This is a genomic window from Methylobacterium sp. FW306-05-D (assembly GCF_058782155.1).
The window spans coordinates 1-26,670 of sequence record NZ_JBYSXL010000064.1 but is presented as its reverse complement, the minus strand read 5'-3'; the positions used below and the strand labels follow the sequence as shown (position 1 = coordinate 26,670).

Here is a 26,670-nt window from a genome sequence, read left to right as displayed (position 1 = left end):
GGAGACACGAGAGGGGAGACACGAGAGGGGAGACGCGGGGAGAGGAGACAGGCCGGGCCGCCTTCCGCGCGCCCGGCGAACGCCGTCGGATTCCGGGCCCGAACGATCATGCGATCACCCCTCGCGACGCCGGCTTTGCGCGCGAAAACTTACGCTCGATTAACCTTGCTGAGGTCTGATCGGAACGAGCCGCTCCCCCTCGGCCAGGTTCGTTGACGGCGCTCAGAGGCCCATGGTACCCCGATTCATCCCGTCAACGGCGATTTTCGGATCGACGGACGCAGCCTGTCCCAGGCAGGCCGGTGTCCGCATGCGCGGTCGCGTCACACGTCGACCCGGAGACGCCTCGTCTCTCCGAGCCGCGCCTGCGCGCTCCAGCCCCGTGGAAGGGACGCATGCGCCGCTTCAGTCCGGTCGAGTCCTCGCTCATCCCTCTTCGTCCGTCGCCCGCCGCGCGATCGCTGCGCGCCGGGATCGTCCGATGACGCGCGCCCCCCGCGAGGCGCGGGCGAGCCGGTCCGCCGACGGGGCCCCGCACATCCCCGTCCTCCTCGACGAGGTCCTCGCCGCCCTCGACCTGCCGGGCCGGGCGCTCGCGGTGGACGGCACCTTCGGAGCCGGCGGCTACACCCGGGCGATGCTCGGCGCCGACCCGGCCGTTCACGTTCTGGCGATCGACCGCGACCCCGGCGCCATCGCGGGAGGCGCCCCCCTGGTGGCCGAGGCCGCCGGGCGCCTGACCCTGGTGCCCGGCCGCTTCGGCGGCCTCGATGCCAGCGTGCAGGGCACGGGCCACGCCTCGGCCGACGCCGTCGTCCTCGATATCGGCGTCTCGTCGATGCAGATCGACCAGGCCGAGCGCGGCTTCTCCTTCCGCAACGACGGCCCCCTCGACATGCGCATGGAGCGGGCCGGGCCGAGCGCGGCCGACCTCGTCAACGAATCCGAGGAAGCCGACCTCGCCGACATCATCTTCCATTACGGCGAGGAGCGCCGCTCCCGGGCCGTCGCCCGGGCGATCATCGAGGCGCGCCGCAAGGGCCGCATCGAGACCACCGCGGCGCTCGCCGAGATCGTGGCCAGCGTGGTCTGGGCCGATCCGGCCAGCGGCATCCATCCGGCGACCCGGACCTTCCAGGGCCTGCGCATCGCGGTGAACGACGAGCTCGGCGAACTGGTCCAGGCGCTCCACGCCGCCGAGCGCATCCTGCGGCCCGGCGGCCGGCTCGCGGTGGTGACCTTCCACTCGCTCGAGGACCGGATCGTGAAGCAGTTCTTCTCGGCCCGCAGCGGCCGGGCGGCCCAGGCCTCCCGCCACCTGCCGAGCCTGGAGGCGCCGGCCCCGCGCAGCTTCGCGGCCGTGACCAAGGGCCCGGTGCTTCCGACCGACGCCGAGACCGCCGCCAATCCCCGTGCCCGCTCGGCCAAGCTGCGCGCGGTGGAACGCACGGACGCCCCCGTGCCCGCCCCCCTGGCCGCCATCGAGACCCTGGCCGCGCTCCCGGCGCGGACAGGTCGGAGCGGAGGAGCGCGCCGGTGATCCGTTTGCTCAATCTCATCGCGGTGCTCGGCCTGATCGGCTCGGCGATCTACGCCTACTCGATCAAGTACGACACGCTCTACCAGGCCGGGCAGGTCTCGAAGGCCCAGACCCAGCTGAAGAAGGAGCGCCAGGCCATCGCGGTGCTGCGCGCCGAGTGGCAGCTCCTCACCCGTCCAGACCGGCTCCAGGCGGCGGTGGAGCGCTACCTCGCCCTCGAGCCCATCGGCACCGCCCATCTCGGGCGCCTCGCCGACCTGCCGGCGCGCCCCGACCGCGGCGACGAGATCGGCCGGCTCCTGGCCGCCACCGCGACGCCGAAGGAGAAGCCGGTGGCGGGCCGCGGCGGCGACGAGCCGCGCACCACCGGCAGCATCACGCCGCGCACCACCACGACCAGAACCCCGACCACGACTTCGAGGTAGTGCCCGTGTCCGAAGTCCTCCCGCCCGGCCAGGGCTCGATCCAGTCCGCCGAGCCCCATCCTCCGGCCGAGCCGATCCACGCCACCGATCAGGCCGGCGCGCCGCACGAGGCCGAGGCCGCGACGCCCGAGGCGATCCGGGTCGAGCGGACGAGGCTCGAGCCGGCCGCCGAGGCCGCCGCCGCGCCGCCGCTGTCGAAGCGCCAGTGGATCGCCCGCAACGTCCGGGCGATGTTCCACCTCGCCATCGAGCGGTCCTATACCCGCGTCGGCCTCGTCGGCCTCGCCTTCACCATGGTCTTCGCCACCATCGGCGGCCGGCTGATCCTCGGCGCCGCCTTCCCGGAGGCCGACAACGGCGACCGCAGGATCGCGGCCGCCGCCACCACGGCGATCCGCCCGGACATCGTCGACCGCAACGGCGAGATCCTGGCCACCGACATCCGCACGGTCTCGATCTTCGCCGAGCCGCGCAACATCTACGACAAGGACGAGGCGGTCGAACTCCTCACCGCCGTGCTGCCGCAGATCAACGCCACCGAATTGCGGGCCAAGCTCTCCACCAAGAAGGGCTTCGTCTGGGTCAAGCGCGAGATCACCCCGAAGCAGCAGGCCGAGGTCCACCGCCTCGGCATCCCGGGCGTCGGCTTCCTGCCCGACCACAAGCGCGTCTACCCCAACGGGGTCGCGGCCGCGCATATCCTCGGCGTGACCAACCTCGACAACATCGGCATCGCCGGCATCGAGAAGTACATCGACAACCAGGGCAACAAGGCGCTCAATGATTTCGGCCTCGTGGCCAAGCAGACCGACCTGAAGCCGGTCCAGCTCTCCATCGACCTGCGGGCCCAGTTCGCAGTGCGGGACGAGCTCGCCTGGGGCCTCGACCACTTCAAGGCCAAGGCCGCCGCCGGCATGATCCTCGACGTGCAGACCGGCGAGGTGATCGCGCTCGCCTCCCTGCCGGACTTCGACCCGAACGACCCGGCCGACGCGCTCAACCCCGACCGCATCAACCGCATGAACGTCGGCGTCTACGAGATGGGCTCGACCTTCAAGGCGATGACCCTGGCGATGGCGCTGGATTCCGGCAAGTACACCGTCAACTCGACCTTCGACACCCGCGGCGGCGTGCTTAACTGGGGCCGCCAGAAGATCCACGAGTACCACGGCACCAACCGCGTCATCACCATGCCGGAGGTGTTCACCCACTCGTCGAACATCGGTTCGGCCAAGATGGCGCTGGGCATCGGCGTGCCGGGCCACAAGGCCTTCCTCAAGAAGATGGGCCTGACCGACCGGATGCGCACGGAGCTGCCCGAGAGCGCCGAGCCCATCGTCCCGCCGCGCTGGACCGAGATCAACACCATCACCATCGCGTTCGGCCACGGCCTCGCGGTGGCGCCGATCCAGGCGACCGCGGCGGTGGCGGCCATCGCCAATGGCGGCTTCCTGATGACCCCGACCTTCCTCAAGACCAGCGCCGAGGAGGCGATGGCCAAGGCCACCCGCGTGCTCAAGCCCGAGACCAGCGAGGCGATGCGCTTCATCATGCGCCTCAACGCCGTCGAGGGCTCGGCCAAGAAGGCCGCGATTCCGTACTACTTCGTCGGCGGCAAGACCGGCACCGCCGAGAAGGTGATCCACGGCCGCTACGTCAAGAACCGGCTGTTCACGACCTTCATGGCCGCCGCCCCCATGAACAACCCGAAATACCTGTTCGTCACCATCATGGACGAGCCCCAGGGCCTGCCGGAATCCGGCGGCTACGCCACCGCCGCCTGGAACTCGGGCGTCGTCACCGGCCGGGTGATCGAGCGCGTCGCCCCGGTGCTCGGCCTGCCGCCGCAATTCGATCCGCCGGTGAAGCCCTTCCCCCTGATGGTGAAGCTCGGCGCCTACCACGCCACGCAGGTGGACGGGCGATGAGCGGGCCGACCCTCGGCGGGCTGTTTCCCGAGGCGGAGGCCGGGAGCGCCGGCCTGCCGGTCTCGGGCCTCACCGCGGATTCGCGAAAGGTCGCGCCGGGCTTCGTCTTCGTCGCCGTGCCCGGCACCGTGGCCGACGGCCGCCGCTTCGCCGCAAAGGCCGCGGCGGCCGGCGCCGTGGCGGTGGTGAGCGAGGGGCCGCGGCCCGACGGCCTCGGGCCGAGCGTGCCCTACCTCGCCGTGGCGGACGTGCGCCGCAGCCTCGCCCTCGCGGCGCGGGCCTTCTCGGGCCGGCAGCCGGCCCGGGTGGTGGCGGTGACGGGCACGAGCGGGAAGAGCTCGGTCACGGATTTCGTGCGCCAGATCCTGGCCCGCCTCGGCGCCGAGGCCGCGAGCCTCGGCACGGTCGGCATCGTCACCAGCCGGGGCGCCACCTACGGTTCGCTCACCACCCCGGACCCCGTGACCCTGCACGCCACCCTGGCGCGGCTCGCCGACGACGGCATCGACGATCTGGCCATGGAGGCGTCCTCGCACGGGATCGAGCAGCGCCGCCTCGACGGGGTCGACCTCGCCGCGGTGGGCTACACCAATCTCGGCCGCGACCATCTCGACTACCACGCCACCATGGACGACTACCTGGCGGCCAAGCTGCGGCTGTTCACGACCCTGGCCCGGCCCGGCATCCCGGCGGTGATCAATCTCGACGGCGCCTATGCCGACGTCGTGGTGGCGGCGGCCGCCGCCCGCGGCCTCGACGTGCACACCACGGGCACCAAGGGCGACACGGTGCGGCTGATCTCCGCCCGCACCGAGGGCTTCCACCAGCACCTCGCCCTGCAGGCGCCCGGCGCCTCGGACCGGCTCGAGGACTACACCGTGCGCCTGCCGCTGGTCGGTGGCTTCCAGGTGGAGAACGCGCTCCTCGCCGCCGGCCTCGTGCTGGCGACCCCCGCCGGCCGGGCCGACCCGGCGGGCGTGATCGCCGCCCTCGAACACCTCACCGGCGTGCCGGGCCGGATGGAGCGGATCGGCGAAGCCAATGGCGGCCTCTGCCTCGTGGACTACGCCCACAAGCCGGAGGCCCTCGACGGCGTGCTGACGGCCCTGCGCCCCTTCGCGACGGGGCGCCTGCGCGTGGTCTTCGGCTGCGGCGGCGACCGCGACACCGGCAAGCGCCCGATCATGGGCGCCATCGCGGCCGCCAAGGCCGACACCGTCATCGTCACCGACGACAACCCCCGCTCCGAGGACCCGGCCGCGATCCGCGCCGCGATCCTCGCCGCCGCGCCGGGCGCCGTGGAGATCGGCGACCGGGCCGAGGCGATCCGCACCGCCGTGCGCGCCCTGGAGCCCGGCGACGTCCTCGTGGTGGCCGGCAAGGGCCATGAAACCGGCCAGATCGTGGGGTCACAGGTCCTGCCCTTCTCGGACCACGACGTCCTCCGGGCTGCGATCGCGGAACGCTCAGCATGACCGACACCACCCCGCTCTGGACGCGTGAAGCCCTGGAGGCCGCCACCGGCGGCACGCTGTCGGGCCCGCCCAGGCCGATCACCGGCGCCTCGATCGACACCCGCACGCTGCAGCCGGGCGACCTGTTCTTCGCCATCCGGGGCGAGGCCCGGGACGGGCACGACTTCGTCGCGACCGCCCTGGAGCGCGGCGCCGGCGCGGCCGTGGTCGCGGCGGAGCGCGCGCCGGATTTCGCGGAGGCCGGGCCGGTCCTGGCGGTCTCGGGCGCCGGCGACGATCCCGTCCTCGACGCCATGCGGGCGCTCGGCGCCGCGGCCCGGGCCCGCACGGGCGCGAGCGTCGTCGCGGTGACGGGGTCGGTCGGCAAGACCGGGACCAAGGAGGCCCTGCGCCACGTCCTCTCGGCCCAGGGGGCGACGCATGCCTCCATCGCCTCCTACAACAACCACTGGGGAGTGCCCCTGACCCTGGCGCGCATGCCCGCCGACACCCGGTTCGGCGTGTTCGAGATCGGCATGAACCATCCGGGCGAGATCGTGCCGCTCACCGCGATGGTGCGGCCCGACATCGCCCTGGTGACCACCGTCGAGCCCGTGCATATCGAGCACTTCGCCTCCGTGTCGGCCATCGCCGACGCCAAGGGGGAGATCTTCTCCGGGCTGAAGGTCGGCGGCACCGCGATCCTCAACCGCGACAACCCGAACTATCCCCGCCTCCTCGCCCATGCCCAGGCCTCCCGCGCCGGCCGGGTCGTCACCTTCGGCGAGCACCCGGAAGCGGATGTCCGCGCCCGGCGCATCGTGCTGCGCCCCGACCTCTCGGTGGTCGATTCCGTGGTGATGGGCATTCCGGTGACCTACCAGCTCGGTACGCCCGGGCGGCATACGGCCATGAACTCGCTCGGCGTGATGGCGGTGGTGCAGGCCCTCGGGGCGGACCTCGCCCGCGCGGCCCTGTCGCTGGCCGCCCTGCGGCCCCCGGTGGGGCGCGGCGAGCGCACCGCCCTGGCGATCGGGGAGGGCGAGGCCTTCCTGGTCGACGAGAGCTACAACGCCAACCCGGCCTCGATCCGCGCGGCTCTCGCGACGCTGGCCGGGATCGAGACCGGCCCGCGCGGCCGCCGCATCGCGGTGCTGGGCGACATGCTGGAGCTCGGACCCCAGGGCGAGGCCCACCACCGCGACCTCGCCGGGCCGGTGGAATCCGCCAAGGTCGACCTCGTCTTCACGGCCGGCCCGCTGATGCGCAACCTCTTCGAGGCCCTGCCGGTGAGCCGGCGCGGCGCCTGCGCGGCGACCTCCGCCGACCTGCTCGAACCCGTGCTCTCGGCCCTGCGGCCCGGGGACGCCGTGATGGTGAAGGGTTCGAACAGCATCCGCATGGGCCGGATTGTCGAAGCGCTCAAAGCCCGTTACGCGAACGCCCAAGCCGAACCGCCGCACGCCGCCGCGCGCTGAGGCGATCGTCATCACGGCCGGGGAGGGGCGACGCGCGCCCCTCAGCCTCCGGCCGAGTTCCGAACTGAACCACGGCCGGGTGCTGGATGCTGTATCTCCTGTCGGACTTGAGCGGCACCGTCTCCGCCCTCAACGTCTTCCGCTACATCACCTTCCGCACCGGCGGCGCCCTGTTCACGGCGGGCCTGTTCGTGTTCTGGTTCGGGCCGCTGATCATCTCCCTGCTGCGCCTGCGGCAGGGCAAGGGCCAGCCGATCCGCGAGGACGGCCCCCAGTCGCACCTGCTGACGAAGCGCGGCACGCCGACCATGGGCGGCCTGATGATCCTGGCCGGCTGCGTCGTGGCGATCCTGCTCTGGGCCAACCCGCGCAACCACTACGTCTGGGTCACCCTGGCGGTGACGCTCGGCTTCGGCGCGATCGGCTTCTATGATGACTACCTCAAGGTGACGAAGCAGTCGCACAAGGGCTTCTCGGGCAAGTTCCGCCTGGTGCTGGAGGCCTGCATCGCCATCGCGGCCTGCGTGCTGATCTCGGTCTACTCGGCGCCGAGCCTGCAGAACCAGCTCGCCTTCCCGATCTTCAAGGACGCGCTCCTGAACCTCGGCTGGTTCTACGTGCTGTTCGCCGCCTTCGTGATCGTCGGCACCGGCAACGCGGTGAACATGACCGACGGCCTGGACGGCCTCGCCATCGTGCCGGTGATGATCGCCTGCGGCACCTTCGGCGTCATCGCCTACCTCGTCGGCAACGTCTTCACGGCGGGCTACCTGCAGGTGAACTACGTCCGCGACACCGGCGAGCTCGCGGTGGTCTGCGGCGCGGTGATCGGGGCGGGGCTCGGCTTCCTCTGGTTCAACGCGCCCCCCGCCCAGGTCTTCATGGGCGATACCGGGTCCCTGGCGCTGGGCGGCCTCCTCGGCACCATCGCGGTGGCGACCAAGCACGAGATCGTGCTCGCCGTCGTCGGCGGCCTGTTCGTGCTGGAGATGATGTCGGTGATCATCCAGGTCGCCTCGTTCAAGCTGACGGGCAAGCGGGTCTTCCGCATGGCGCCGATCCACCACCATTTCGAGCAGAAGGGCTGGAAGGAGCCGCAGGTCGTGATCCGGTTCTGGATCATCGCCGTGATCCTGGCGCTGGCCGGCCTCGCCACCCTGAAGCTGCGCTGAGCCCGTCCTCATGACGCCCGTCACCACCTTCGCCGGCCGGAAGGTCGCCCTGTTCGGCCTCGGCGGCTCCGGCCTCGCCACCGTCCGCGCCCTGATCGCGGGCGGCGCCGACGTCCTCGCCTGGGACGACAGCCCCGAGAGCACGGGCCGCGCCCGCGACCAGGGCATCACGGTCTTCGACCTGCACGAGGCCGACTGGTCCGGCTTCTCCGCCCTGGTGCTGGCCCCCGGCGTGCCGCTCACCCACCCGGCCCCGCACTGGACCGTGGAGAAGGCGCACGAGGCCGGCATCCCGGTCATCGGCGACATCGAGCTGTTCTGCCAGGAACGCCGCGCACTGGCGCCGGGCGCGCCCTTCGTCGCCATCACGGGCACCAACGGCAAGTCGACCACGACGGCGCTGATCGCCCATATCCTGGCCTCCGCGGGCCGCGACGTGCAGATGGGCGGCAATATCGGCACCGCGATCCTCTCGCTGGCGCCGCCGGCGCCGGACCGGGTCCACGTGATCGAGATGTCCTCGTTCCAGATCGACCTGACGCCGAGCCTGGACCCGAGCCTCGGCATCCTCCTCAACATCACGCCCGACCATCTCGACCGCCACGGCACGCTCGCCGACTACGCCGCCATCAAGGGGCGGCTGGTGGCGGGGGCGGACCGCGCCGTCGTCGGCGTCGACGACGACCTCAGCCGCGCCATCGCCGATGCGCGGACGGGTCCGACGGTCCGCATCCATGTCGGGACGCTGGAGGCCGGCTTCGACGGCCTGTCGGCCCGCGACGGAACGGTGTTCGACGCCGACGGCACGCCGATCGCCGACCTGACCGGGATCGGCTCCCTGCGGGGCGCGCATAACTGGCAGAACGCGGCGGTGGCCGCCGCCTGCCTGCGGGCGCTGGGGATCGGCGACGCCGAACTCGTGGCGGGGCTGCGCAGCTTCCCCGGGCTGCCCCACCGGATGGAGGAGGTCGGCCGGCGCGGGCGCGTGCTCTTCGTCAACGATTCGAAGGCGACCAACGCCGATTCCACCGAGAAGGCGCTGACCGCCTTCCGCGACATCCACTGGATTCTCGGCGGCAAGGCCAAGGAGGGTGGCATTGCGCCCCTGGCGCCGCTCTTCGGCCGCGTCGCCCACGCCTACCTGATCGGGGCGGCGAGCGACGCCTTCGCCGCCACCCTGGAGGGCCGGGTGCCCTACACCGCCTGCGGCACCCTCGCGGTCGCCACCGCGAAGGCCGCCGAGGCCGCCGCCGCCTCGGGGGCGGCCGAGCCCGTCGTCCTGCTCTCGCCGGCCTGCGCGTCTTACGACCAGTTCCGGAGTTTCGAGGATCGTGGGGATCAGTTCCGGAATCTGGTGCGCGCGCTGCCCTGAGCCCGGGCGCTTCTCGAATTCTCAATCATTGCCGCGCCTCATCGGGGGCGTGTAGCGCGGTTCCGCCCCGTCGGCGGCGCGGTGATGGGTTGAGTGCATGGCGTCCACGATGGCACCCGGCGCGGCGCGCTGGCAGGCGGGAGCCTGGGCCCACATCCCCGTCCTGCACGTGCTGCGGCGCCTCGCGACGCTGCTCCTCGTCGCCTTCATCTTCTTCGCCTGCTTCGCCTTCTCGGACACCTCGCCCTACGACGTGGTGGCGATCCCCACCATCGTGCTCTGGCTCTGCCTCGGCCTGCGCCTGCACCGGGGCGTGGTGCCGCTGCTCTGGCTGCTGATCCTCTACGTCAGCGCGATCACGGTGGCGCTGCTGCCCTATGTCGACCAGCCCGTGCCGGTGACCTGGACGATCCAGCTCGCCTACCTCGCGATCACGGGCGTGTTCTTCGCCATGCTGTTCTCCGACGACACGCAGGCGCGGATGGAGCTGGCGCTCAAGACCTTCGTGGCGAGCTGCCTCCTGTCGAGCGCCTTCGGCATCGTCGGCTATTTCGGCTACATCCCGACGGAGGACCTGTTCTACAAGTACGGCCGCGCCTCCGGCACCTTCCAGGACCCGAACGTCTTCGGCTCCTTCCTGACGCTGGGCGCCCTCTACCTGATGCACGGCCTGCTCCTCGGCACCAGCCGGCGGCCGATCCTCGCCTGCGCGATCCTGATGGTGATCGTGGCGGGCATCTTCCTGTCGTTCTCGCGCGGGTCCTGGGCCGGCACGCTCATCGCCGTCGCCGTCATGGTCGGCAGCGTCTACACCACCACCGCCTCGGCGCGCCTGCGTCGGCGCATCGTCACCCTGACGGTGCTGGCCGTCGTCGCGACCGCGGTCGCCATCGTGGGCCTGCTCTCGATCGGCGACACCGCGGAGATGTTCTCCAAGCGCGCCGCGGTCACGCAGGACTACGACACCGGCGAGACCGGCCGCTTCGGCAATCAGATGCGCGGCCTCGGCCTCCTGGTGGACGAGCCCCTCGGGATGGGCCCCCTGCGCTGGCGGCTGATCTTCGCCCTGGAGCCGCACAACACCTTCATCGGCAGCTTCGCCAACGGGGGCTGGCTCGCCGGCGTCACCTTCATCGGCCTCGTGCTGACGACGAGCGTGGTCGGCTTCCGCCTGATGCGGCGCGACACGCCCTATCGCCGCCACGCCCAGATCGTCTGGCCGGCCCTGCTGATGTTCTTCCTGCAGGCCTTCCAGATCGACATCGAGAAGTGGCGCCACGTCTACATGATGCTGGGCATGATCTGGGGCCTCGAGGCCGCCCGGCTGCGCTGGCTTTCCGGTCGGCATGGGGCCGACGGACAGACGTCTCGGTGAGGCGCCCCCTCCGGTGCGCGGTCTCCCCGCCCGGTTGGGGAGGAGGGGAGCCGCCCACACCGGACGATGTCTAATCCGGCCTTGGCTCCGCCGCCTCCGCCTCCTCCGGCTCCGGATCGGCCGTCCAGGTCGTGGCGAAGGCCGCGAGGTGGCGGGCATCCGCGAAGGCCAGGACGGTGACGGCCCGGTCCTCCGGCATTCCGCCGGGATAGGGCGACAGCAGGACCTTCTCCTCGGACAGCTTCGCCCCCGGCGCGTGCTCGGCGAGCCAGGCCTCCGCCTCGGCCGTGAGGCGGCTCGGATCGGACGCGTCGCGCGCCCGGGAATCGCCGCGCAGGACGAGGACGTAGGAGCCGAGCGCCGGATTGCGCTGCTGCACCGCTTTTACGATGTCGAGAAACATGCCGATCGGTTCCCAGCTGTGCTCAGTGCAGCTTCACGCGTGACTCGGTGCGCCGGGTCAGCGCCCGGGCGACCGCGTCGAGGGTGGTCTTCACCGTGCCGTGCAGGGCCTGCTCGTGCATCTTGTAGAGCGAACGGTACATCATCCGCGCGAACAGCCCGGCGATGAACATGTTCTTGCCCTTGATGAACCCCATCAGGCTGCCGACCGTGGAGTATTCGCCCAGGGAGACCAGCGAGCCGAAGTCGCGGTACTTGAAGGCCTTCAGCGGCTTGCCGGCCATCTTGTCGGGAATGATCTTGATGAGGTGCGAGGCCTGCTGGTGGGCGGCCTGGGCCCGGGGCGGGATCGGCGTGTCCGAGCCCTTCTCGACCAGGTAGGCGCAGTCGCCCATCGCGAAGATGTCCGGGTCGCGGGTGGTCTGCAGGGTCGGCGTCACCACGAGCTGGTTGTTGCGCGTGGTCTCGAGGCCGCCGATCTCGTGCAGGAATTGCGGCGCCTTCACGCCGGCCGCCCAGACCACGAGCTCGGAGGGGATGAAGCCGCCATCGGCGAGCTGGACCCCGTCGGGCCGGACCTCCGTCACCCGCGCGCCGGTGCGGACCTCGACGCCGATCTTGTCGAGCAGCACCATGACGTCCCGGGACATCCGCTCCGGCACTGCCGGCAGGATGCGGCTCGCCGCCTCGACCAGGGTGATCTTCAGGTCCTTGGCCGGGTCGATCCGGTCGAGGCCGGTGGCGGCCACGTCGCGGGTGGTGCGGTGGAGCTCGGCGGCGAGCTCGGTCCCGGTGGCGCCGGCACCGATCACCGTGACGTGGAGCTGGCCCGGTCGCACCGGACCCGGCTGGGTGTGGGCGCGCAGCATGCCGTTGATCAGGCGCTGGTGGAAGCGCACCGCCTGGCCCTGGGTGTCGAGGGCGATGGCGTTCGCCTGCACGCCCGGCGTGCCGAAGTCGTTGGTGGTGGAGCCCACCGCCATCACCAGGGTGTCGTAGGGGATCTCGCGCACGGGCGTGACCTCGCGGCCCTCGGTGTCGTGGCTGGCCGCGAGGTGGATCACGCGCTTGGCCCGGTCGAGCCCGGTCATCTCGCCGATGCGGTAGCGGAAATGGTGCCGGTGGGCGTGGTGCAGGTAGTCGACCGCGTGGTGGCCGACATCGAGGCTTCCGGCGGCGACCTCGTGCAGCAGCGGCTTCCAGATGTGCGTGCGCGCCCGGTCGACCAGGGTGACGTGGGCCTTCTTCGTGCGACCGAGCTTGTCGCCCAGCTTCGTGGCGAGCTGCAGCCCCGCCGCGCCACCGCCGACGACCACGATGCGGTGCAGATTGTCCTCGGTTTCGCCCGGTACCATGTCGCTCAGGTCCTCATCGCCGCGGTTGCAGGTTTGCGCGCCCGCACGGCGGGCCACGCATCCTCATCCCGGGCTTTAGCTTAAAAGGATTACAAACCGGCCGCCATGCCCCTCACGCCGGTGCGCCCGGCTGGCGCAGGGGATGCGCGCGGGCGAAGGCGTCCTGGGCGAGGCAGTCCTCGGCGATCCGGCGTACGGTCGGGAACGGCGCGGTGTCGACGCCGAAGATGCCGGTGCCGACCCAGAGGCTGACGAGGCAGAGGTCGGCATGGCTGACCGCGTCCCCTTGCGCGTAGCGCCCGGTGCCGGGCTCCTGGGTGAGGCGGGTCTCCAGGGTCTTCAGTCCGGTCGCCATCCAGTGGCGCACGAAGTCGAGCATGCGCTCGCGCGGCAGGTCGTAGCGCTCCATCAGGACGTTGCGCACCCGCGGCACGTAGAGCGGATGGGTGTCGCAGGCGACGACCTGGGCGAGCGACCGGGCGCGGGCGCGCTCGCGGGGCGCGCTCGGCAGGAGCGGCGTGGCGGGGTGGATGTCCTCGAGGTAGTCGAGGATGGCGAGCGACTGGATCAGGGGCGGGCCGTCGCCGTCGAAGAAGGCCGGCACCGCGCCCTGCGGATTGATCGCCAGGAAGTCCGGCTTGAACTGCTCGCCGGCATCGAGGTCGAGGAAGATCTCCTCGTAGGCGATGCCCTTCAGGTTCAGGGCGACCCGGACCCGGAAGGCGGCGGCCGAGCGCCAGTTGCCGTACATCTTCATGCGCGCCACGTTTCCTCTTCGCGGACTCCTGTCCGTCTCTTAACGGTTCGGACCACACCCGACATCGCGCCCGCCCGCAAGCCCGTTCTGCCGACGAATGCAGGCGGATCGCACGATTTGGCAGCGTCGTGATCATCGCGCATAGGAGGAGGCGAGGGGTCCATCCTCGGCCGGTGAGTGACGCGATGCAGATCGAAACGCCCTACCTGATGTTCCTCGGCGACGTGCCCGACCGCCTTGCCGCCAAGACCGCCTACGGCATCAAGGACTGGCGCCCCGAGTGGTGCGTCGGCCAGCTCCGCCTGCCCGGCTGCGCCGCCGATCTCGGCATCCCGGACCTCACCCTGGACGAGGCCGTCGCGAAGGGCTGCCGCACGATGGTGATCGGCGTCGCCAATGCGGGCGGCGTCCTGCCCGAGCACTGGGTCGCCGAGGTCGTGGCGGCCCTGGAGGCCGGGCTCGACAACGCCAGCGGTCTGCATGCCCGCCTCGGCGCGGTGCCGGCCATCGCCGAGGCCGCCGAGCGCCACGGCCGGCAGCTGCACGACGTGCGCCACACCACCGAGACCTTCGCCACCGGCAAGGGCACCCGGCGGCCCGGCCGCCGCCTGCTCAGCGTCGGCACCGACTGCTCGGTCGGCAAGAAGTACACCGTCCTCGCCCTGGAGCGCGGCATGCGCGCGCGCGGGCTCGACGCGGATTTCCGCGCCACCGGCCAGACCGGCGTCTTCATCTCGGGACGCGGCGTCGCCATCGACGCGGTGGTGGCCGACTTCATCTCCGGGGCCGTCGAGTGGATCGCCCCCGCCGCCGCGCCGGATCACTGGGATCTGCTCGAAGGGCAGGGCTCGCTGTTCCACCCGTCCTTCGCCGGCGTGAGCCTCGGGCTCCTGCACGGGGCGCAGGCCGACGCCTTCGTGGTCTGCCACGAGCCGACCCGGACGACCATGCGCGGCGTCCAGCACCCGCTGCCGACGATCCGGCAGGTGATCGACCTCACGGTCCAGCTCGGGAGCCTGACCAATCCGGACATCCGCCCGGTGGGCATCGCGGTCAACACGCAGGACCTGGAGGAGGGGGCGGCGCGCGCGCTGCTCGCCGACCTCGCCCGGGAGCACGACCTGCCGGCGACCGACCCCGTCCGCTTCGGCGTCGAGGGCATCGTCGACCGGATCGTCGCCGAGTTTCCCCCGGCGGCCACGGGGGCGGGCGCATGACCCGGCGCCTCGACGTCGCCGTCGAGCGCTTCCCGATCGCGGGGGCGTTCACCATCGCACGGGGCAGCCGCACCGAGGTGGTGGTGGTGGTCGCCACGATCACCGACGGGGAGGGCCGGGTCGGGCGCGGCGAATGCGTGCCCTATGCCCGGTACGGCGAGACCGTGGAGAGCGTCGCCGAGCTGATCCGGGACCATGCCGAGGCGATCGCCGTCGGGGTGACCCGGGCCGACCTCCAGGTCGGCATGAAGGCCGGCGCGGCGCGCAACGCCCTCGACTGCGCCCTGTTCGACCTGGAGGCCAAGCAGCTCGGGCGCCCGGCCTTCGCCATCGCCGGCCTGTCGGCGCCGCAGGTCGCCACCACCGCCTACACGCTCAGCCTGGGCGAGCCGGAGCGCATGGAGGCGGCGGCGCGCCAGGCGGCGCACCGGCCGCTCCTCAAAGTGAAGCTCGGCGGCGTCGGCGACCCGGAGCGGATCGCCGCCGTGCGGCGCGGGGCGCCCGACGCGCGCCTGATCGTGGATGCCAACGAGGCCTGGCGCCCGGAGACGATCGAGGCCAACCTCGCGGCCTGCGTCGCCGCCGACGTCCGCCTGATCGAGCAGCCGCTGCCCGCCGGCGAGGACGCGCTGCTGGCCGAGATCGCCCGGCCGATCCCGATCTGCGCCGACGAGAGCCTGCACGACCGCGCCGGCCTCGACGCCCTGAGCCGGCGCTACGACGCCATCAACATCAAGCTCGACAAGGCCGGCGGCCTCACCGAGGCGGTGATGCTGGCCCACGAGGCGCGGGCCCGGGGCTTCTCCCTGATGATCGGCTGCATGGTCGGCACCTCCCTCGCCATGGCGCCCGCCATGCTGCTCGCCCACCACGCCGAGTACGTCGACCTCGACGGCCCGCTCCTGCTGGCCCGGGACCGGGAGCCGGCCCTGCGCTTCGAGGGCAGCCTGATCCACCCGCCGGAGCCCGAATTGTGGGGATGAGGGGGGCGTGAGGTCCGGCCCCGGGGCCCCTGCATGACGCGGACGCGGTCGGGCCGACCTCCCCATCGGGGCCTCGGAAGCCGATCAGCCCTTCACGACGGCGCGCAGGAAGTAGACCAGCGCCGTGAAGGTCACGAGGCTCGCCGCGTAGAAGGCGACGAACCAGAGCAGCCGGCGGCCCTTGGCCCCGGACGAGCCCGCGCTCAATGCCCGTAGCCCCCGGATTCGAGGTCCTCCGCCACCTTGCCGCGGAAGACCCAGTAGGCGTAGCCGGTATAGGCCAGGGTCAGCGGCATCACGACGGCGTAGCCCACGAGGGCGAATTGCAGGGCGCTGACCGCGTTGGCCGCCTGCCAGATCGTGAAGCGCGGCGGCACGATGTAGGGGAACAGGCTGATCGCGAGGCCGAGGAAGCCGAGCAGGAACAGCGCGATGGTCAGGAGGAAGGGCGCCACGTGGCGGCCGTTGCGGATGCTGTGGAAGATGCCCCAGGCCACGAGGGCCGTCACCGCCGGCACGGGCGCCACGTAGAGGATGTTCGGCCAGGAGATCCAGCGCCACTGGATGTCGAGGCCGAGGAACGGCACCCAGGCGCTCACCACGGCCATCGCCACGATGGTGGCGGCGAGGAACTGTAGGCTCTTGCGCCGGGCCCAGATCTCGAGTTCGCCCGAGGTCTTCATCACGCACCAGGTCGCCCCGAGCAGCCCGTAGCCGCAGACGAGGCCGATACCGGTGAGCACGCTGAAGGGGGTGAGCCAGTCCATGGTGCCGCCGGCGAAGCCGCGGCCCTCGACCTTGAAGCCCTGGACGAAGGCCCCGAGCACCATGCCCTGCGCGAAGGTCGCCAGCAGGGAGCCGTAATGGAAGGCGTTGTCCCAGACGAACTGCGAGCGCTCGGCCTTGAACCGGAACTCGAAGGCGACCCCGCGGAAGATCAGGGCGATCAGCATCAGGATGATGGGAATGTAGAGCGCTGGCAGCAGGATCGCGTAGGCGACGCTGAAGACCGCGAACAACCCGCCGCCGCCGAGCACCAGCCAGGTCTCGTTGCCGTCCCAGATCGGGGCGACGGAGAGCATCATCCGGTCGCGCCAGTTGCCCTTCCGCGCCGCGGTGAACAGGATGCCGACGCCGAGGTCGAATCCGTCGATGACCACGTACATCGCCACCGCCACCGCGAGCAGCGCGGCCCAGACGAGCGGCAGCCAGAAGGCCGCGCCCTCGTATTCCATTCCGAAGCCGAACATCCGCTGAGACCCTCGTCCGCGCCGCGAATCGTCTACCGCGTCACGGGGACGAGCGGTCCCCGCGCTCCGCGAGCCTAGCGCGCTCCGCGGAATTTTGCGCGCCCCGCCACGGGACTTTCCTGTCGCTGTCCGAGAGGGTGTCGCGGGAGGCCGGACCGGCGCCGACGGCCTGGCCCGCCCGTCGTCCGATCTCGGCGGCGCCCTCACGCAGCGCCGCCTCGCGCATCGGGGCGGGCAGGGCCTCCCAGGCGGCCGCTGCCGCGTCCGCGGCCGTCGGGGCCGCCGGCACGGTCTCGCCCTGGCGCTGCAGCGCCAGCCAGGACAGGGCGCCGATCACCAGGCCGGCACGGATGAGAAATGACATGGCTCTGGCCCGGACGCGCCCCGGCCGGGGCGCGAACACCGTCGCGGGCGACCGGTAAAGACCGCCTGACGGGCCGCCCGGAAAGCGCCCGAATGGTGAACACAAGATTAGCGGGAGGTCGATCCAGGCTTTTTCGTGTCATGCCCCGAAAAGGTCTGTCGTCTCGACCGGTCACGGTTACATCCCGGAAAGCATGCGGAGACAATCGGACTGACTAGCGCAAGACTCGCTTAAGTCGGCTCTGCGAGGTTCGGCCTTGTCGAGTGTTCGTCGAGCCAAGGGGCGTCGGGTTGGCCGTCAGGCTGTTTCCCGCGCTGTGCGTGTCGGTATTGCGTATCTACGGTGCCCTGGCTTCCCTCATCGATGTCCGCCTCGCGGGGCTCGTCCATGAGTCGGTGAAAGAGGATGGCGGCGTGCGCTTCCGGCACGAGCGCTTCCTGGTCTCCCGCCTCGCCACCGGCCTGATGATGATGCTGGGCCTGCCGCCCTACCTCGTGCTGCGCGGGGTGCCGACCGGCGCCGAGGCCCTGGCGATCGCCAGCCTGATGCTGCCGGTCTTCGCCGCCGTGCTCCTGTCCCGCACCGGCATCCTCTGGCTCGCCCACGCCATTTCCTCGGCCGGGCTGACCGGCGTGGTCGTCTGCCTCGCGATGATGACCGGGGGCGCCGAGTCCGCCGCCGCGATCTGGCTCGTGGCCATTCCCCTGGAGGCCGTGGTCTCGGGCTCGCGGCGGGCCACCCTGGCGGCGGCCATCGTGGCGGCCCTCGGGGCGCTGACCGTGGCCCTGCTGCCGCCGCTGGCCGAGGGCGCGACCCTGCCGGAATGGTCGCGGGCCCTGGCGATGCCGGTCTTCGCCATCACGGCCATCGGGCACATCGCCGCCCAGGCCCTCGAACATTTCCGCCACGAGGGCCGCTGGCTCGCCCGCCTGCGCGACAACGAGCGCCGCGACCGGATGCTGCTCTCGGCCATCGACGACCTCGTCACCTGGCACGACCACAACGGTCGCGTCCTCGAGGCCAGCGCCTCGGCCACCCGCTTCCTCGGTGCCGAGCCGGCCGCCCTGCAGGGCCACGGCCTGCTGGAGCGGGTCCATGTCGGCGACCGTCCCCTGCTGCTGCAGGCCCTGAGCGACGTCGCCGCCCACGGCCGTCCGGCCCGGGTGCAGTTCCGGCTGCATCTCGACTTCGCCGCCGCCCGGGCCGAGGGCGCCGCGCAGGTGATCTTCGCCGAGATGCGCATCCACCGGATCGACGGCCGCGCCTCCGAGACGGCCGTCCCCGGCCGGCTGCAATCCAGCGTCGTCGCGGTGACCCGCGACGTGACCGAGCACCGCCGCCACGCCGAGGAGCTGGAGCAGGCCCGGGCCGAGGCCGAGCGCGCCGACGAGGTGAAGAGCCGCTTCCTGGCCAATGTCAGCCACGAGCTGCGCACGCCGCTCAACGCCATCATCGGCTTCTCCGAGGTGCTCTCGGGGGAGGGCGGGATGGCGACCGATCCGGAGCGCACCCGCGAATACGCCGGCATCATCCGAAATTCCGGCCAGCACCTGCTTGAGGTCGTCAACACGCTCCTCGACATGTCGCGCATCCAGAGCGGCCATTTCGACTACGCGCCGGAGCCCTTCGACCTCTCGGCCCTGCTCCAGACCTGCTGCAACCTGATGCAGCTCAAGTTCGACCAGGCCGGCATCGCCCTGGTGCGCGAGGCCGGGGCCGCCCCGGTGGAGATCACGGCCGACATGCGCGCCTGCCGGCAGATCATCATCAACCTCCTGTCGAACGCCGTGAAGTTCACCCCGCGCGGCGGGCGGGTGGAGATCGGCCTGCGCGGCACGGGCAAGCATCTCGACGTCATCGTCGGCGACACCGGCATCGGCATCAGCGAGGCCGACCTGCCCCGCGTCGGCAGCCCGTTCTACCAGTGTGCCGGCGGCTACGAGCGCACCCACGAGGGGACCGGTCTCGGCCTCTCCGTGGTGCAGGGCCTCGTCGGGCTGCATGGCGGCGCCATCCTCATCGAGAGCACCCGGGGCGAGGGCACCACGATCACCGTCACCCTCCCGCGCGAGTGCCGCGTCGTCACCGGTGCCATTCCGTCGGCACCGATCCGCACCCGCCTGCGTCCGTCGGTGACGGGCGGCAGCCTCGTCGCCGCCGCCAAGGACGGCCCCGTGCCGATGCGCCGGCCCATGGGCCTGTTCGAATCGAGCCCCGAGCCGGTGCGCGAGAGCTACGTTCCCCTGCGGCGCGCCGGATGAGCGCGCCGCGTCCCTGCCCGTCCCCGGTGATCCGGGCCCCGCGTCCTGCGGGGCCCGAAAGCCGTTGCGACCAGCCCTGAGGAGATCCGATGCGCGAGCCGCAAGCACGCCGCGACCAGCGGGAGATCGTCGTTCCGTCCCGCGCCCGCGAGGCGCGCCCCGCCGCCCGGCGCCGGCCGGCCCCGGGCCGCTTCGCGGGCCTCGGGGCGCTGGCGGGGGGCGCGGGACGGGCCGTCCTGCGCCATCCCGGCGAGGTGCTCGGGGTCGCCGTCGTGCTCGGCGCCGTATCGATGATCTGCCTGAACGCCCTCGGCTACCAGATGGGGCGCCACCCGGCGCCGATCTTCCCGAAGCTCGCCGCCAAGCCGCCGCTCTCCCGCTCGGCCGAGGCGCCGAAGCCCGCGGCCTCAGCCGTCGCCCGCACGGAGGCGGGCAAACCCGAAGCCGGCAAGTCGGAGGCCTCCAAGTCGGAGTCGTCCAAGTCGGAGGCCTCCAAGTCCGAGGCGAAACCCGAGGGCGCGGCCAGGAGCCCGCGGGACGGCATCGGCGAGATCATCCGGGCCGGCGAGCCGGCCGGGGCCGAGACCACCGCCTCGGTGGCGAGCCTCGGCGGCCTGACCCTCGCCCAGGCGCAGCGCGCCCTGGTCAAGCTCGGCTACGGGCCGCTCAAGGCCGACGGGCTGATGGGGGCGAGCACCCGGGCGGCGATCGAGAAGTTCGAGCGCGACCGCAAGCTTCCGGTGAAGGGCGAGCCCTCGCCGCGGACCTTCCGCGAACTCGCCACGAGGGCTGGCGCGACCCGGGGCTGATCCGGCGGGGCGGCGTGCTATAGACCCGCGCATGGCACGCCTGCGCTCGGATTTCTGGGTTTCCGCCCATCTTCGCCGCCTCGACATCGAGGGCATCGCCGCGGTCCAGCGCCGGCGCGGCTCGCCCGAGGCGGGGGCGATCTTCGTGAAGGTGGACCGCCTCGACGGTCGCGCGGACCTCTACGGGCCGGCCCCTCAGGCCCTGGTCGATGCCGAGGCCGACGGCGACCGCCGCTTCGTGACGCTCCTCAGCGAAGCCTCGCCCGCCGACGTGGAGATTCGTCTCGGCAAGGAGCTGCGCTTCGACGACGACCTGTGGATCGTCGAGATCGACGATCGGGCCGGGCGCCACCGCCTCGACCTCGCCGAATAGGGCGCGCCGACCGGAGCCCGGCCGGCGTCGCTCAGCTCGTCTGGCGCTGGCGGCTCGGCAGGGGGGTGCGCAGGGACGGGCGCTCGGCCGCCGCGGCCTGGGCGCGCGGACGCTGGGCGTCGGGGGCGTGGTAGGGCTGGTGCGCCGTCGCGGCGGCGCGCTCCTGCGGGGTCCAGTCGAGGATCGCCGCCAGGAGGTCGCGCGCGGCGGCCCGCGGCAGGGTTCGGAATAGTTTGACCAGATCGAACACCCGGTCGACCGAGCGGGCGACCGCCTCGTTCAGGGTCAGGTAGATGTAGACCGCCTCTTCCTCGTGCAGGCCGGTGGCGCGCATGGCCACCGTCAGCAGCTCGTAGCGCAGCGACGGATCGGGGGTGGTGGTGATGAAGCCCTTGGGCAGCCCCAGCATCTCGGTCAGGGCCGCGATGAAGCCGGCGATGTCGGCGCGCGCCGCGAAGCCCGTGAGCACCGCCCCGGCCTCGCGCGGCGCCGGCGGGTTCGGGCGCAGAGCGGCCGTCGCCATCATCGCGTGGCCGATTGCCTCGCGGCGGGCCTGGTCGGCGAGGAGGAAGAGCGGCGCGACGTCGGCATGGGCGAGGTCGTGGCGGGCCAGGAGCGCGCGGCCGAGGTCGGGGTTCCGGCGGCCGCGGCCGACCAGGCGGGCCAGCATCTCGCCCTGGAGATGCACGGCCGGGTTGGCGGCCAGCGCCCGGTCGACGGCGGCGTCGGCGCGGGCGATCAGGTCGGCGAGGGTGGCGCGGCTCAGGTCGTGCCGGCTGGCGATGGCGGGGCCGAGCTCGGAATCCTCGGCGAGGGCGGCCTGGATCATGGCCTGGGTCAGGATCGGCGCCTGGGAGATGACGGCGTCCCGGGCGCCGCCGCCGCGCTCCACCAGGGCGGCGAGCAGGCTGGGCGGCGTGTCGGGGAAGGCGGCGAGCTTGCGGGCGACGATCTCGGCGGTCTCGTCGTCGACGATCGGGATCAGGCCGCCGGCCAGGGAGGCGAAGGCCGCCACGGTCTTGCGGTCCCGGACGCCGGCCGAGAGAAAGAGATCCGTCTGCACCCGGAGGATCACGGGTTTCAGATCGAGATTGTCGAGGCGCGACAATTCGATCAGGCCGGAGAGGTCCGGCGCATCGTCGAATGATGGGGACATGGCACTTCGGTTACGCAGAACTCGCTGATCGCAAGGATTAGCGGAATTGCGTGAACCGACCTTTAAGGACGGTCGGCCCCGACCGTCCCCGCTTGCGCCATGCCCGTCCTACGCCCCGACCGGAGCGTCCGACGCGACGTCTCTCAGACCGCGCGCCGGGGCTGGGAAGCCTCGCCGGCCTTGGGCGGCGGAAACACCACCGGGTTCGGGGTGCTGGCGGCCATCGGGCCGGGCGTCGCGGCCGGAGGCGGGTTCGCGGCCGCAGCCGCCATGCCGGCGGCCACCGGCGCCGTGATGCCGTGGTCCTTGGCCCCGGCTTCCTTCACCCCGCCATCCTTGCCGCCCGTGCCCTTGCCGCCCGTATCCTTGCCGGCCGCCGACGGGAACAGCACCGTCGTGCCCTTGGCCTCGGTCGGCGCGGCGACGGGACCCGAACCGTGCTTCGGCGCCGGGCCCGCGAGCGCGCCCTCGGGCGCCGTCTCGTCCTCGGCATGCGGCTCCTCGGGCCCGGCGATCAGCTCGGTCGGGGTCTTCCAGACGAAGGCGTCGAGGCGCCCGCTCACCGGGGAGACCGGCGCCCAATGCTCGGACGCGATGCCGTCGGCCACCCAGAGCGGGTCGCGCGGGGCGTGGGCGGCGCGCGACAGCCACTCGCGGGCGCGGCCCGAGCCGGCTCCGTGCTCGGCCTCCTCGATGCGCGCCATGGTCAGGCAGGCGCGGACGGTCGGACGGTCGGCGAGGAGCGGCGCCAGCGCGTCGCGGGCCTGGCCGAACTCGCGAGCCTCGTAGGCGGCCTGCGCCATGGCGAGGCGCGCCTCGGGGTGCCAGGACGAGATCTTGGCCAGGGTCTCGGCCCGGGCCATGCGGTCGCGCACGGAATCGCCGGTGCGCAGGTTCAGGTAGGTCTTGGCGAGATCCGGATGGGGGCCGGCGCGCCAGGCGGCCTCGATGATCTTGGCGCCCTTCCGCAGGTCGCCCCGGCGCACCATCAGGCGCGCGGCGAGCACCGCGGCCGGGACGAGATCGGGCGCGAGCTTGACCGCCTTGAGGACGCGCTCGGTGGCGGCCTCCGGCTCGCCGGCCTCGCGCTCCTGCGCGGCGGCGGTGAGCAGGACGGCGCGCTGGCGCCGGGCGGTCGACTTCTCGATCAGGCCGAGGGAGGCGCGGCGCTCCACGGTCTCGTTGGCGCCGCTCCAGTCGCCGTCGGCGCATTGCGCCTCGAGCACGGCCTCGTTGGCCCAGGTGACGCTGGGCGCCAGGCGGGCGGCCTCGGCCGCGTAGGCGCGGGCGGAGGCGTCGTCCTCGCGGCGGCGGGCCTCGACGAAGAGGCCGCGCAGGCCGAGCACCCGGGTCTCGGGGTCGTTGACCATGCGCTGGAAGGCCTGCTCGGCGGCCTCGCGGTCTCCGGAGATCTGTGCGGCCTGGGCCTTGAGGAGCAGCGTCAGCGGCTCGGCGCCGAGCAGACGCTCGGCATCGTTGGCGTGGCGGCGGGCGGCGAGGGGATCACCCGACCCGACCGCGACCATGCCGCGGGACAGGGCCGAGAAGCCCTTCGCCCGGCGCCGGTCGCGCGAGCCGCGCACCAGGGTCTCCGGCAGGGTGATGAAACCACGCACGATGGCCCAGATGAAGCCGATCAGGATGGCGGCGATCAGGACGCCGATCAGGCCGATGGCGAGGCTGGTGGCCACCTCGTAGCCGTTCCACACGATGGTGACGGTGCCGGGATGGTCGGCGACCCAGGTCGCGCCGTAGGCGGCGACCGCGAGAAGGGCCAGGAAGGCGAGGGCGCGCCACATGAGATCAGAAACTCCTGGGAGTGGCGTCGGCCGGTCCGGCGACACCGAGAGTCGGGGGCGGGAGCACGGGACGCTCCCACGCGGAATCCGGGCGGCCGCGCGACCCGCCGCAGGGCAGGGGGCGCGGCCGTGCGCTCAACGGGAGGCGCCGGTGGCGGGCAGGCCCTTGAAGGCGTCGGCGAGCAGGCCCCGTGCCGCGTCGCCGGCGGCGGCGCGCGAGGCCAGCTTGGTGCCGAAATCGCCCGCCTCGGCCCGTGCCGCCTCGGGCAGGGCCGCGAAGGCTTCGGCCGCCTCCTTGATCGCGCCGCGATCGAGGGCCTCCTGCACCTTCGGCGCCGTGTCGGGCGCCGGCGCGTTGGCGCCCCCGGCGGCCGGCGTGTCGACCCGGCGGACCTGGACGATCGATTCGGCCATGCTCATCAGCTTGGTGCCGATGTCGCCCGTCTCGGCCACGGCCTTGCTCTGCGCGGCCCGGCGCTTGGCCGCGATCCTCTCGGCGATGGGACGGAACTCGGCCGCCAGGGTGGCGGCCGTCGGCGCTCCCTTGTCGGCGAAGGGGGCCACCGCCGTCAGGCGGGCCGGATCGCCCGGCTCCAGGCCGCGCAGGGCCGAGAGCGCGTCGGCGTAGGGCGCCCCGGTGTTGAGGGCGGTGGCGATCCGGTCGGCGGAGACGACCCGCAGGGCCGCCTGGAGCGTCGCGGTCTCGGCGCGCTCGGAGACGGCCTTGTCGAGCCCGGCGATCTTGTCGGCCTGGGCCTGGAGCTGACGCTCCACCGCCTTCGCCGCCTCGGCCGCCTGGGTCTTGCTGGCATCGGCGACCTTCTCGCTCGCCTGCGTCGCCGACTGGACCGCCTCGGTGGCGGCCTGGACCCGCGCTTCGAGCGATTGCTGAAGCGCCGTCACCTTCTGGCTCAGGGCCTGGGCCGCCTCGGCATTCGCCTTGGTCTTGGCGTCCACGTCGCCCTGGAGGGCGGCGAGCTTCGGCGACAGATCGGGCTGGGCGGCGGGCTTGGGCGTCGCCTCGACCTTGCCCTCGATCGCCTTGAGGCGCTGCTCGAGTTGGGCGAGCTGCGGCGCGGGCGCCTGGCTCACCGCCATGCGGGCGTCGCCGCCCTGGTCGCGCCCGGGCTCCTCCTGCAGCGCCGAGACGCGCTGGTCGAGGGCATCGAGGCGGGCGACGAGATCGGCCGGGATCGCGGCCGGGGCGGCGGCCTGCGCGCCCTCGGCCGGCGCCGGGGCGCCGCCCTGGGCCGCGTTCGCCTTCTCGAGCGCCTGACGGGCGGTGGAGACCGCCTCGGGAACGGACTTCAGCGCGGCCTCGTTCGCCGCGACCCGCTTGTCGAGGGCCGCCAGGGCGTCCTTCGGGGCGAGGGCCGCGATCCGCTGGTCGAGGGCGGTGATGCGCGCATCCTCGCCCGGCGCCATCAGGCCGCTGCGGGCGACTCCGAAGAGCAGGCCCGCACCGACCACGCCGCCGAGGAGACCTGCGGTGACGAGCGAGCCGAATCCAGCGCCCGACGAGGCGGCGGGCGCGGCCGCCGCGGCCGGCGTGATGCGCGGGGTGGTCGGGCCGCCCGCTCTCGGCGCATCGCCGCCGTTCTTCGCATCGGACGACTTAGAATCGGACGGCTTGGTATCGCCGGGCTTGCCGTCCGCGGGCTTGGCCGACACCGCCGCGGCGGCACCGGCGGCGGTCGCAGTCCCGGCGGCGCCTGCGGGCTTCGCAGGCGGCACGGGATCGGGCAGGCGCTTGGCCTTCAGGTCGATGATCGGGCCGTCGGTCACGGATTGACCCGGGCGGGCCCCGGGCGACGTGCCGCCGAATCCGCCGGATCGGGGCGGCTCGGATTTGCCGGCCTCGCCCTTGATGGGCTCGGCCTTCGTGGGCTCGGATTTGGAAGGTTCGGCCTTCGCGGCGTCGGTCTTCGACGGATCGGTCTTGGACGGATCGGTCTTGAGAGCAGCCGGATTCGGCGCGTCGGTCTTGAACGCGTCGGTCTTGGCGGACCCGACGGCCAGCGGATCGGGCCGGGTCAGGTCCGGCTTCGAAGCATCCGGCTTCACGGAATCGGATCGGACGGCATCGGGGGTGAGGATCGCGGCCTTGGCGGCCTCCGTCTTGACGGCGTCCGTCTTCACGCCTTCCTTGACCGGCTCACCCTTGGCCGGGGTGCCGGGCAGGTCGGGCTTGGCCGACGCCTCGACCTTCGGCGGGATCGTGGAGCCCGGTGTCGCGGGCTTGCCGGGCTCGGGCGGCCGGCCACCCGTGGGAGAGCCCGGGCGGTTGGCGTCGCTGTTGGGTGGTTTCACGGTTCAAGGCTCCCTTCCCGTCTCCCGCAGCCCGGCCCGTTCGGCGCATCCGGCGCCCGGTGGGTCGAGGCTGGCGGCGCAGCTTCTTGCGCTCGTCCTAGCACCAGGGCCGCCGCCGGAGCGAGGCCCTTATCGCAATCCTGTCGGCCCGGGGGCCGGCAATCCCGCGAGGAGCGCGTCCTCCCCGGGGCGCTCGGCCACGAAATGGACCGCGACCCCGGCGGCGACCAGGGGCACGGCGACATCGGCCGACAAGCAGTAATGCGTCAGTCCCCCGAAGGCTCCGCCGAGCCCCGCCGCGCTGGCGAGATCGTGTGCCGCCTGCGCGCTGCGCCGGGAATAGTGCAGCACCGCGTCGAGATCCCCGGCGGAGAGGGCCGCGGCCGCGGCGTCCGGCAGCCCTGCCACGACCCGTGCGGCATAGAGCGCGCGCACCGTGAGCCCGAACCCGGCCGCCGCCAGGGAGGCGGCGGGCTCCGCCTTGCGCTCGGCGCCCGCCGCGTGGAGGAGGTGGGCGCCCGCGGCCAGCGAGGCCCGGACGAGGCGCGCGAGGGACGGCGCATCGCCCGCCGCCTCGCGCACATCCGCGAAGCCGGCTTCCCGCGCCAGGGCGGCGGTGCGGGCACCGACCGCGAAGGCGGGCAGGGGGCGCAGGCGCGCGCGATCCCCGGGCCCGAGGGCGGTGACGGCGTTGGCGCTGGTCAGGATCAGCCCGTCGAAGGGGCCCTCCGGCAGGCCCAGTCCGGTCGGCTCGACGGCCATGACCGGAGCGACCAGGGGGCGGTGCCCCAGGGCGGCGAGGCGCGCACCCGTCCGCGTCGCCCCCGGCTCGGGCCGCGCCACCCAGATCCGCATCCCGCCCCACGCCCTCCCGAACCCGCTCCCTGAAC

General features: G+C 72.7%; 23 protein-coding genes. 13 read left to right on the top strand and 10 right to left on the bottom strand.

The features are described 5' to 3' along the window. Window positions 1-481 precede the first annotated feature (481 nt). The 8 genes from rsmH to AC3WLN_RS18520 all read left to right on the top strand — a co-directional run bounded on the left by rsmH (window position 482) and on the right by AC3WLN_RS18520 (window position 10,744). Window positions 482-1,540, top strand: coding sequence for a 16S rRNA (cytosine(1402)-N(4))-methyltransferase RsmH (gene rsmH, locus AC3WLN_RS18555; RefSeq protein ID WP_492483693.1), 1,059 nt, complete (start codon window positions 482-484; stop codon window positions 1,538-1,540). Next, a complete protein-coding gene (gene ftsL, locus AC3WLN_RS18550; protein ID WP_055955178.1) occupies window positions 1,537-1,965 on the top strand; it encodes a cell division protein FtsL in 429 nt (142 codons plus the stop codon). Before rsmH ends, ftsL begins: the two co-directional genes overlap by 4 nt. Before the next feature lie 5 nt (window positions 1,966-1,970). Then, a complete protein-coding gene (locus tag AC3WLN_RS18545; RefSeq protein WP_492483691.1) occupies window positions 1,971-3,893 on the top strand; it encodes a peptidoglycan D,D-transpeptidase FtsI family protein in 1,923 nt (640 codons plus the stop codon). Next, window positions 3,890-5,368, top strand: a complete 1,479-nt coding sequence (locus AC3WLN_RS18540) for a UDP-N-acetylmuramoyl-L-alanyl-D-glutamate--2,6-diaminopimelate ligase (RefSeq protein WP_492483689.1) — start codon at window positions 3,890-3,892, stop codon at window positions 5,366-5,368. Before AC3WLN_RS18545 ends, AC3WLN_RS18540 begins: the two co-directional genes overlap by 4 nt. Beyond that, window positions 5,365-6,825 (top strand): UDP-N-acetylmuramoylalanyl-D-glutamyl-2,6-diaminopimelate--D-alanyl-D-alanine ligase, encoded by a 1,461-nt coding sequence (locus AC3WLN_RS18535; RefSeq protein ID WP_492483687.1) that lies wholly within the window; start codon window positions 5,365-5,367, stop codon window positions 6,823-6,825. Before AC3WLN_RS18540 ends, AC3WLN_RS18535 begins: the two co-directional genes overlap by 4 nt. A gap of 86 nt (window positions 6,826-6,911) precedes the next feature. Further along, a complete protein-coding gene (mraY, locus tag AC3WLN_RS18530; protein WP_492483685.1) occupies window positions 6,912-7,997 on the top strand; it encodes a phospho-N-acetylmuramoyl-pentapeptide-transferase in 1,086 nt (361 codons plus the stop codon). A gap of 10 nt (window positions 7,998-8,007) precedes the next feature. Next, window positions 8,008-9,369, top strand: a complete 1,362-nt coding sequence (gene murD / locus AC3WLN_RS18525) for a UDP-N-acetylmuramoyl-L-alanine--D-glutamate ligase (RefSeq protein ID WP_492483683.1) — start codon at window positions 8,008-8,010, stop codon at window positions 9,367-9,369. A 97-nt stretch (window positions 9,370-9,466) separates the two neighbouring features. Further along, window positions 9,467-10,744 (top strand): O-antigen ligase family protein, encoded by a 1,278-nt coding sequence (locus tag AC3WLN_RS18520; protein ID WP_492483681.1) that lies wholly within the window; start codon window positions 9,467-9,469, stop codon window positions 10,742-10,744. Between the two features lie 70 nt (window positions 10,745-10,814). Here the strand turns inward: AC3WLN_RS18520 and AC3WLN_RS18515 are convergent, their stop codons facing one another. From AC3WLN_RS18515 to maiA, 3 genes are all read right to left on the bottom strand, one after another. Then, window positions 10,815-11,147, bottom strand: a complete 333-nt coding sequence (locus AC3WLN_RS18515; RefSeq protein ID WP_492483679.1) for a hypothetical protein — start codon at window positions 11,145-11,147, stop codon at window positions 10,815-10,817. Between the two features lie 22 nt (window positions 11,148-11,169). Beyond that, window positions 11,170-12,501: an NAD(P)/FAD-dependent oxidoreductase gene (locus AC3WLN_RS18510; RefSeq protein WP_492483677.1), complete on the bottom strand. Its 1,332-nt coding sequence runs from the start codon at window positions 12,499-12,501 to the stop codon at window positions 11,170-11,172. 112 nt (window positions 12,502-12,613) lie between these two features. After that, window positions 12,614-13,258, bottom strand: coding sequence for a maleylacetoacetate isomerase (maiA, locus tag AC3WLN_RS18505; RefSeq protein WP_492483697.1), 645 nt, complete (start codon window positions 13,256-13,258; stop codon window positions 12,614-12,616). Between the two features lie 185 nt (window positions 13,259-13,443). Between maiA and dgcN the strand changes: the two genes are divergently transcribed. Together dgcN and dgcA are read left to right on the top strand one after the other, a co-directional pair. Continuing rightward, entirely contained in the window at window positions 13,444-14,475 is a 1,032-nt protein-coding gene (gene dgcN / locus AC3WLN_RS18500) for an N-acetyltransferase DgcN (RefSeq protein ID WP_492483675.1), read from the top strand. Further along, window positions 14,472-15,458 carry an N-acetyl-D-Glu racemase DgcA gene (gene dgcA, locus AC3WLN_RS18495; protein WP_492483673.1) on the top strand — a complete coding sequence of 329 codons (987 nt, stop codon included), beginning with the start codon at window positions 14,472-14,474 and terminating at the stop codon, window positions 15,456-15,458. Before dgcN ends, dgcA begins: the two co-directional genes overlap by 4 nt. A gap of 84 nt (window positions 15,459-15,542) precedes the next feature. On the opposite strand, the gene AC3WLN_RS18490 is transcribed toward dgcA, so the two are convergent. Genes AC3WLN_RS18490 through AC3WLN_RS18480 form a run of 3 tightly spaced genes read right to left on the bottom strand, consistent with a single transcriptional unit; the run spans window position 15,543 to window position 17,072 of the window. Further along, window positions 15,543-15,665, bottom strand: a complete 123-nt coding sequence (locus AC3WLN_RS18490) for a hypothetical protein (RefSeq protein ID WP_492483671.1) — start codon at window positions 15,663-15,665, stop codon at window positions 15,543-15,545. Then, window positions 15,662-16,708, bottom strand: a complete 1,047-nt coding sequence (gene cydB, locus AC3WLN_RS18485) for a cytochrome d ubiquinol oxidase subunit II (protein WP_492483669.1) — start codon at window positions 16,706-16,708, stop codon at window positions 15,662-15,664. Before cydB ends, AC3WLN_RS18490 begins: the two co-directional genes overlap by 4 nt. Before the next feature lie 40 nt (window positions 16,709-16,748). After that, complete coding sequence (locus AC3WLN_RS18480) at window positions 16,749-17,072, bottom strand: hypothetical protein (RefSeq protein WP_492483667.1); 324 nt, start codon at window positions 17,070-17,072, stop codon at window positions 16,749-16,751. A 320-nt stretch (window positions 17,073-17,392) separates the two neighbouring features. Between AC3WLN_RS18480 and AC3WLN_RS18475 the strand changes: the two genes are divergently transcribed. The 3 genes from AC3WLN_RS18475 to AC3WLN_RS18465 all read left to right on the top strand — a co-directional run bounded on the left by AC3WLN_RS18475 (window position 17,393) and on the right by AC3WLN_RS18465 (window position 20,515). Then, window positions 17,393-19,333 (top strand): sensor histidine kinase, encoded by a 1,941-nt coding sequence (locus AC3WLN_RS18475; RefSeq protein WP_492483665.1) that lies wholly within the window; start codon window positions 17,393-17,395, stop codon window positions 19,331-19,333. 89 nt (window positions 19,334-19,422) lie between these two features. Next, complete coding sequence (locus AC3WLN_RS18470; RefSeq protein ID WP_492483663.1) at window positions 19,423-20,142, top strand: peptidoglycan-binding domain-containing protein; 720 nt, start codon at window positions 19,423-19,425, stop codon at window positions 20,140-20,142. A 31-nt stretch (window positions 20,143-20,173) separates the two neighbouring features. Continuing rightward, complete coding sequence (locus tag AC3WLN_RS18465) at window positions 20,174-20,515, top strand: DUF1491 family protein (protein WP_492483661.1); 342 nt, start codon at window positions 20,174-20,176, stop codon at window positions 20,513-20,515. A 31-nt stretch (window positions 20,516-20,546) separates the two neighbouring features. On the opposite strand, the gene AC3WLN_RS18460 is transcribed toward AC3WLN_RS18465, so the two are convergent. The 4 genes from AC3WLN_RS18460 to AC3WLN_RS18445 all read right to left on the bottom strand — a co-directional run bounded on the left by AC3WLN_RS18460 (window position 20,547) and on the right by AC3WLN_RS18445 (window position 26,635). Further along, window positions 20,547-21,671, bottom strand: coding sequence for a DUF2336 domain-containing protein (locus AC3WLN_RS18460; protein WP_492483659.1), 1,125 nt, complete (start codon window positions 21,669-21,671; stop codon window positions 20,547-20,549). Window positions 21,672-21,814: 143 nt separating this feature from the next. Beyond that, window positions 21,815-23,470, bottom strand: a complete 1,656-nt coding sequence (locus AC3WLN_RS18455) for a heme biosynthesis protein HemY (protein ID WP_492483657.1) — start codon at window positions 23,468-23,470, stop codon at window positions 21,815-21,817. Window positions 23,471-23,605: 135 nt separating this feature from the next. Beyond that, the gene (locus tag AC3WLN_RS18450) at window positions 23,606-25,780 is read right to left on the bottom strand and encodes a COG4223 family protein (protein WP_492483655.1); all 2,175 of its coding nucleotides are present in this window, start codon (window positions 25,778-25,780) and stop codon (window positions 23,606-23,608) included. A 129-nt stretch (window positions 25,781-25,909) separates the two neighbouring features. Then, window positions 25,910-26,635 carry a uroporphyrinogen-III synthase gene (locus tag AC3WLN_RS18445; RefSeq protein WP_492483695.1) on the bottom strand — a complete coding sequence of 242 codons (726 nt, stop codon included), beginning with the start codon at window positions 26,633-26,635 and terminating at the stop codon, window positions 25,910-25,912. Window positions 26,636-26,670: the final 35 nt, after the last annotated feature.